The following is a 7735-nucleotide window of genomic DNA, read 5'->3' as shown; positions in this document are numbered from 1 at the left end:
ATGGAGCCACCTGGGAAACCTCAGATTTAGAACTCCCACCAGCGCCAAAAGTAGAACCTGCAACAGCCGAACCCTCCGAAACGACCTCAACTGAGACAACCCTTCTCACGTTTGATGGAGTTGATGACTATGTAAACATTCCCACCAATCCGACGCTAGACCTAACGGACAACTTCACCATTGAAGCCTGGATTAAACCGGAAGTTTTAGGTAAGCGGATTGTAGACAAAAATATTGGTGGCAAAAATGAAGGATTTACCTTCGATACATACCCCCAAAATCTGCGCTTCATTAACAAAGGGATTGCATTCACCAGCCGTACACCGTTAAAAACAGGAATTTGGCAGCATGTGGCGGTCACCTTTAAGCATGAAGCCAATGGAGCTAAACTCTATATCAATGGAGAAGAAGAAAATAAAGCTACTCCCAGTCGAGTAGGAACAGTAACTAAATTGCCCGTTCGTCTAGGCTCACAAGCGGATAAATTGGGTAATCTCTTCAAAGGAGAAATGGCAGAAGTACGGATTTGGAATCGAGTCCGGTCTCCGGAGGAGATTAAAGCCAGTATGAATCAGCAATTGACTGGGGAGGAAGAGGGATTAATGGCTTATTGGCCTCTCAATGAAGGGACCGGAACTACCGCAGAGGACCATACGAGTCATGGGAATACAGGAACGGTTCATAGCGGAACTTGGGCAACTTCAGATTTAAGCTTAACGCCAGCTCCAGAACCGGAAGCAACCGCAGAAGAGACAGAAGAACCTGTAGAACCGGAAACAACCGCAGAAGAGACGGACGTGGAAGAAGAAAGCCTCTCCCCTGCTTCTCTAATGTTTGATGGTATAGATGACTATGTTACCATTCCCAATTCTGCGTGGGAAACTTCAGCATTGTCTGTGGAACTGTGGGCGAAAGCGAGCCAAAATCAATCCAACTATGCTGGGTTACTGAGTAGCTCTAATAATCTGACTGAGAGTGATTCATGCCAGATAGATGTTATGGGGGGATTTTATCGCTTTTATCATAGTGATATTCAGGTTCGCATTGCTAAAGTGAATCAAGAATGGCAGCATCTGGTGGTGACTTATGATGGTAAGGTGGTGCAAACTTATCTGAATGGGGAGCCACAAAATTCAAAAGCGGTTAATGCGATGACCACTGTGTTTAGGGATTATGTTTTGGGTAGAAATCGCAATAATGATAAATACTTTGCGGGTGAACTGAGTGATGTCCGGATTTGGAATAAGGCATTAACTGCTGATGAAGTTCAAGAAGCTATGGGCTACCGTTTAACAGGGGATGAATCAGGGCTAGTCGCGTATTGGCCTTTAGATGAAGGCAAGGGAGATGTAATCGCCGATCGAACGGGTAATGCGCAACCTGGTGTCATGAATGGTGCAACTTGGCAAAGCACAGATTTAGAACTCTCCGCGGCTGATGAAGATAACGATATCTCACCAGAACCAGAACCTACGCCAAAACCAGCCTCCAAAAAACGGATTCCTCTAGATCGGTCTGTAACTAGTATTACTGTTCTCAAGAGTGATGAAGATTTTGGTGGACGACCCGAGACTCTCTATGGCAAGTCGGCTAAATCTAAGGAACGGAAGAAACGGAAGAAACGGAAAAAGCAATCGAAATACCTCTCTCCCTACGAGAAATACGTAAGGAAAGTGGCGAAGCGTCAGGATGAAGCAACTCATACTTATGTTGAACGCCATAAGCGTTCTAATCGCAAGAAAAAGAATGGTTGGCTCAAGGATTTTGCCAAAAATTACAGCAAGAGCGTATCCAAGCTGTTCTAAAATCGTTGTAATGTTCATCCTCCCCTGTAGCCTAGATTCCCCAAAACTACAGGGGTTAGTTGCTAACCCTAAACCGGATCAATCATGACTGAGAACCTTCCTCCAAACTCCGATCTGATTAACTGCCATCTAGAACAGGCGATCGCTCTTGAGAGCAATGATAGTGTCCCAACTGTGGATGAACAGATGAAGACCGATCCTGTTCTGGGCAATGGATTAGAGGAAATTCAACTCAATAAGAATTATCACTTGTCTGGAGTTCGTTCCTTTCACAGAGTTCAAGCTCGAAAAAAAGCCATCCCTTCAAAAAAGAAGAGTCTAGCATTAGTGCAAACAGTTCAAGATGTGGAGGAAGCAGCCTTAGCGTTTGATGGCAAAGATGATTATGTTGATTGCGGCATTGCAGAGTGCTTTAATTTAAGCGATAGTCTCACCCTTGAGGTCTGGATCAAGCTCAGGGAAGTTAAACCCGGTACTCGATACTATATTGTCGGTCGAGGTTCGCGGCAGCATAATTATAGCTATGGATTGGCCTACCTGAAACTAAAGAGTCATCAAGAACAAATTCGATTTCTGTTTGCTCAAGCCCCAGTAGTATGGGAATCTACGATTAATTTAAGCGATCGCAACTCTCATCATCTAGCTTTAGTTGTTGACAATCAACAAGCCATCCTCTATATCGATGGAGAGTTCCAAGGTACTCAACCCCTCCCGGAACAAGTCCATCCCAATACAGAAGTTCCCTTGCAAATAGGGCGCTTATTTGGCCAAACTCGATTTCAGGGAGAAATGAGTGAAGTCCGTCTCTGGAATAAGGCACGAACTTCTAAAGAGATTGGTAACCATCGGTTTCACCGTCTAGCTGGGGATGAACCGGGTTTAGTGGGATATTGGCCGCTCAATGACGGATCGGGAGAAATAGCCGGCGATCTCACCCTCCAGAGTAACTCAGGTCAAATTTATGGAGCTACCTGGCAATTTTCTCCCTCCAGTCAACTCCCCTTTATGCCCACTTCTGCACCTCAAACTCAACCCAAAAAATCTAAAGCTAAAATTCAACGAAAAACGAAGATTAAAGTCCCCCAAGGCATAGACAAAATTGTTGTTTTACGCAGTAAAGACAAATTTGGTGGTAAACCCGATCTTATCCATGGAAAATCCACCAAAACTAAGGATAAAAAAAAGAAACGTAAAAAGCAATCTAAGTCTTTAAGACCGATAGAAAAGCTAGTCAGACGCTTAAGTAATAAACAACATAGAGCCACTAGGGAATATACTAAACGCCACAAGCGATCTAATCGCAAGAAGAAAAACGGTTGGCTTCGGGATTGGTATAAAAATTGGGGAAAAGCGCTCTCCAAGATGTAGTGGTTTCATCCAACCGATAAAAAAATCAGCACTCAGCGAGATGAATACTCAAACTTCTACCCATTTCCACTTTTCTTGGAATTATATAGCAGTGGAAGGGAGAGCTAGGACAGTTTCTATTGCTAGAGTGCTTATTGCCTCAAACAATAACTTAACCATCCTACCTTAACGAGTTCACTGCTATACCTTCACTCATAAAAGAGCTAATCGCTAAATACTAAGTTTCTAGCGATCTAGAATACTTAAAATATCTGAAGCTACGCGAGACCAACTATAATTTATCTCACTTAAGTGCCGGCCATTTCGTCCCATATCTTCCGCTAAATCGAGATTAGATAAAAGGGAGTTAATCGGTTGGGAAAATGCGTCTGGATTTTCATAATCTGTAATCAGTAGACCATTTTTTTCTGGAATAATGACTTCTGCATTTCCTCCGCGTACTGTAGTTAGAATACATAATCCAGTAGCCATAGCTTCATAATGAACACGAGCTAACGGTTCTTGCCACTGAGAAGCACAAACAAAAATATCACCTAATAGAAAATAGTCTTGAACTCGATCGGGTGAAACAAAACCCGTTAAACGTACCGCATCTCCTAATTCTTGTGCTTGTTTTTTCAGAGTACGTACATATTCATTTTCTTCATTTTTTCCGTACCACTTACTGCCTACCAATAAAAGAATAGCAGACGGATGCTGTTCTAGAATATCAGGAAAAGCACTCAGCAAAATATGGGGGCCTTTTTTATCCGTTAAACGTCCAACGTAAAGAACCACTTTTCGGTCTTCTAAATTCTGTTCAGCCAATAAGCTGGATCGACGTTCTTGTACGCCCGATGCCCATCGAGGCTGGAATCTTTCTAGATCGACTCCCGCATAAACCGGTTGGAGTTTATGCTCATAACCTGGAAATAAATTAGCAATTCCATCAGCAATAAATTGGCTCACGGTAACCACACGATCGACGCGATCGAGACAGCGATGAGCCAGTTCAGGCGTAATTTTCTTAGCATGAAACATTTCATTATGCATACTCAGAAGAAAACGACTATTGGGTGCGGCATCAGCCACCATAGGTAAATATTTAGGTCGGTTATAGAAAATCACCCAATCAAAGGATTCTTGGGCTACAAAATTAGCGACTTCTTGATAATAAAAATCAGAGTCTCCTGGTGTTGCTCGCTGATACCGAATACCATTGCGAATTTCCTGGTCTCGCAAATTCGGATCGCTGACTGAAAAAACGGTCACGTCATGTTCTTGACTTAAGTAAGGTAAAATGCCGTCAATATAGGTTTGGATTGCACCCCCACGAACACAAGGTACAGGCAACTTTTCTGTACAAACCAATACAATTTTCATGATCTTGCCAAATACTACTGTTTATGATAATTACTTGATTGAATGTTAAATTCAATCAAGTACCCATCTATGGAAAAAGTCAAAGTATAGAAACAAGCAAAGCAGAAAGGGTTTCACCCTGTGTGTTCTCAAGATTATCTTTGATACTTAAGATGGTACACTAAAATTACAATCCATGATCGCTAGCCCGTAATTTTCGCCCATTGGCTATCTGAAATGTCCGATTAATCCCCAACAAATCGGTGTGGTGGTCATTGGCTCCAATTTTCAACAGCGATCGCAGCAAGCACTCTATCAGACGTATATAGACTTCCAAGAAAGTACTAAAAACCAAGTGGGCTATCCAAAAGGAAGTTTTGAAAACGACTCTGATAGTCTTACCATTTAGACTCTAAACTCCTCGAATCTGTCTGAGATAATTTGCGAGTACAGGAGTTGGGTTTAAAAATAATAGTTTTCCACAGGAGAATCCTACCATTCCTGTGCCGGAGTCAACCCGTGTTTTGTCCGAGTTTTATGACATGAAGATGAATCAAATCTGCTCCTTTACGTCCAAAGAAAATCGGAGTGTTACTAAAAGTGTAACCTAACCTCCCCTACCATGCAGTTATGCCATTCTGGGACATGGGGACGCGGAGACACACAGACTTGCCAGATGAACCTATTCCCCATTACCCATTACCTCTATTCTTATGAATAAACTCACTTATTTTCTTCCCCTATCCTTACTCCTCACCGGATGTCTGCACAGCACTGCACAGATCTCCGTTTTTCCTCCTAGTTCTCCTAATGCCATGATTCAAGCCGCTAACTCCATGGAAGAGCCTGCTGATTTGACCTCCAACGGTCTCTGGGTGACCTCAGAAGACGGTCAAACGCAAGTTTTCCCCTTAAAAAACACTTCTGTCAATGCTACGGTTTCCGGCAATGTTTCCCAGGTGGAAGTCACCCAAACCTTTGAAAATCCGTTTGAAGATCCTCTGGAAGCGGTGTATGTGTTTCCCCTGCCAGATGAGGCGGCGGTGTATGATATGGAGATTAAGTTAGGCGATCGCATCATCAAGGGTAGCATTAAGAAACGGGAAGAAGCCCAAGAAATCTACGAACAAGCGAGAGCAGAAGGACGCACTGCGGGACTTTTAGAGCAAGAGCGGGCGAATATTTTTACCCAATCTTTAGCCAATATTCGACCGGGAGAAAAAATTGAGGTCACTATCCGCTACACGGACTCCCTGACGTTTGAAGGGGGGGATTATGAGTTTGTCTTTCCCATGGTAGTTGGGCCGCGCTATATTCCGGGTAACTCGATTCAAGGAACGGAAGATACGGATCAAGTGCCCGATGCTTCTCGGATTACGCCCCCAGTACTGAAGCCAGGGACGCGATCGGGTCATGATATCCAAGTTTCCGTTAACATTGATGCCGGCGTTCCCATTAGTAATATTACTTCGACTTCCCATGAAATCTTAGTGCAAAAACAGCGCAATATCACTGAAATTCAACTCTCGCCAGAAGACCAAATTCCGAACAAAGATCTGGTGTTACGCTATCAAGTTTCAGGACAGGAAACTCAAGCGACTCTCCTGACGCAAAAGGATCGAAATGGCGGACATTTCGCGGCCTATTTAATTCCCGCTTTAGACTATCAACCTCAGGAAATTATCCCCAAAGATGTAGTCTTTTTGATGGATACTTCCGGTTCTCAGTCCGGCGCACCTATTGCCCAATCCCAAGCGTTGATGCGAGAATTTATTCGGGGTTTAAATCCCAACGATACGTTTACGATTATCGATTTTTCTAATACGGCTCGCCAGTTGTCTGCATCTCCACTAACCAATACTGCGCAAAATCGCCAAAAAGCCCTCTCGTATATTAACCAACTGAACGCCGAAGGGGGAACGGAGTTAATGAATGGCATCAATGCGGTGATGAACTTTCCTGCACCCCCAGAAGGACGGTTGCGGAGTGTGGTATTGCTCACCGATGGTTATATTGGCAATGACCAGGAAATTATTGCGGCGGTGCAAAAGAATCTGAAACGGGGAAATCGCTTGTATAGCTTTGGGGTGGGCAGTTCTACGAATCGATTTTTGTTAGATCGACTGGCAGAAGTGGGACGAGGAACCGTGCAAGTGGTACGCCACGATGAGAATATTGACCCGGTGGTGAAGACGTTTTTCAGCCAAATTAATAACCCGGTTTTGAGCAATATTGAGGTGACGTGGAGCGGTGCAGGAGAGACTCCAGAAATTTATCGTCTCGCACCTCCAGATCTGTTTGCCAGTCAACCGTTGGTGGTGTTCGGACGCAAGACAGACGGTCAAAATGGGACGTTAACCATTCGAGGGGTTTCGGCAGGTGGAAAACGTTATGAACAGGCGTTCCCGGTCAATTTTAGGGGGGATGGTGAGGCGATCGCCCAGCTCTGGGGTAGAGCCAAAATTAAGGATCTGATGACACGAATGTACGGCAGCGAAACGAAGTCTGGAGTCAATGCGGTGACGCAGACTGCCCTCGATTATCGCCTGTTGTCTGAATACACGGCATTTATCGCTGTGAGCGAGGAAGTGCGCGTTAACCCCGATGGTCGATCTGTGCGGGTAGAAGTGCCGGTAGAGTTACCTGATGGCGTGAGTTATGAGGGTGTTTTTGGTATACCAGAGGAAGATCGAGCCGTTATGCCAAGTCCTGGTAGAGCAAGCAGAAGTGGTGGAACGAGGGGAGGATTTGCGCCTCTGGCAAGGATTGCTGCTCCCCAACCTGAAACGGCTGCGCTCCCTCCGGCTCCTCCAATGAATACGATGGACATGGAGGAGATGGAATTGACAGAGGAAAATAAAGCAGAAAGCTTGCCCAACCGCATTGAGGTGGTGAAGGCTGAGGGATTAAGTGAGGGGGCGATCGCCGCTTTAACCGAGTATATTCAGTCTATCTCGCTTCCTGACGAGGTTTCTGGGGATTTGACTCTAGAAGTCTGGACGAATAATGGGCGCGTTCGTCGGGTGCTTCTGGATGAGGAAAATTCGACGATAGAAGACGAAGACGCTATTCGAGCGGTGCGATCGGTTTTACTTGGTTGGCCGGTTCCCAGTTCAGTTCAGGGTACAGTATCGGTAACCTTGCGAGTTAACGGGAATTAACAGACTTAGAGACTGTTTATAAAGAAAAGATAAAATAAAGTAAGGAGAACTCAAAAACAG

At 44.6% G+C, this 7735-nt stretch carries 4 protein-coding genes; 3 read left to right on the top strand and 1 reads right to left on the bottom strand.

Annotated elements, in window-relative coordinates:
* Positions 1 to 1805: LamG-like jellyroll fold domain-containing protein (locus AC3A14_RS19690; protein ID WP_487779118.1), on the top strand; the 1805-nt coding region annotated here is incomplete at its 5' end.
* 84 nt (positions 1806 to 1889) lie between these two features.
* Positions 1890 to 3173 carry a DUF6312 domain-containing protein gene (locus AC3A14_RS19685; RefSeq protein WP_318719288.1) on the top strand — a complete coding sequence of 428 codons (1284 nt, stop codon included), beginning with the start codon at positions 1890 to 1892 and terminating at the stop codon, positions 3171 to 3173.
* Positions 3174 to 3398: 225 nt separating this feature from the next.
* Here the strand turns inward: AC3A14_RS19685 and AC3A14_RS19680 are convergent, their stop codons facing one another.
* Entirely contained in the window at positions 3399 to 4535 is a 1137-nt protein-coding gene (locus tag AC3A14_RS19680; protein ID WP_318719289.1) for a glycosyltransferase family 4 protein, read from the bottom strand.
* 692 nt (positions 4536 to 5227) lie between these two features.
* Here AC3A14_RS19680 and AC3A14_RS19675 point away from each other — a divergent pair.
* A complete protein-coding gene (locus tag AC3A14_RS19675; RefSeq protein WP_318735711.1) occupies positions 5228 to 7675 on the top strand; it encodes a VIT domain-containing protein in 2448 nt (815 codons plus the stop codon).
* The last annotated feature ends 60 nt before the right edge of the window (positions 7676 to 7735 follow it).

Source organism: Roseofilum sp., from assembly GCF_982964205.1.
Note: the sequence above shows the minus strand (reverse complement) of the source record. Positions and strands in the feature narration are given on the sequence as shown.